Annotated in this window: 1 protein-coding gene; it reads left to right on the plus strand. The window is 36.6% G+C overall.

From position 1 onward, the window contains the following. Nucleotides 1–121: 121 nt before the first annotated feature. Nucleotides 122–552 (plus strand): transposase (locus FQ608_RS27135; RefSeq protein WP_158861646.1); only part of this gene is annotated, 431 nt, incomplete at its 3' end.

The following is a 552-nucleotide window of genomic DNA, read 5'->3' on the forward strand; positions in this document are numbered from 1 at the left end:
GTTCGCAATTTCGAACTCGGTCTGGCTTAGTTTTGAAAAGGCATGCCAACCAAACATCCGTTAACAAATAACAGTCCTTTATATCATTTGTGATTTCTATGCGGATAAACTATTTTTAGCTATGGGAGAGGCTTATCAGATTAGAGATCAGGAAATGCCCTATTTCTTCACGTTCCAAGTGGTGGGATGGGCAGATGTGTTTTCAAGAAAAACGTATAGGGATTTTATCTTGGAAAATCTGACTTATTGTAGAAAGGAGAAGGGCCTTTTTTTGTTTGGCTATGTCATCATGACCAATCACCTTCACTTAGTTGTTCAACAAAAAGATGGAAAATTATCAGACTGGGTACGGGATTTTAAGAAGTTTACAAGCAAGAAATTGCTCAAAATGATATTGGAAAATCCACAGGAGAGCAGAAAGGAATGGTTGAAGATGATTTTTGCTTACCATGCTAAGTTTAATAACAGATCTGGAGAATTGCAGTTTTGGACACATGAAAACCATGCGATTGAACTTTATCGAACCGAAATGATTGAAAGTAGAATGAAATA

It is taken from the genome of Lunatibacter salilacus (genome assembly GCF_009797935.1).
In the GTDB taxonomy this organism is placed as follows: Bacteria; Bacteroidota; Bacteroidia; order Cytophagales; family Cyclobacteriaceae; genus Lunatibacter; species Lunatibacter salilacus.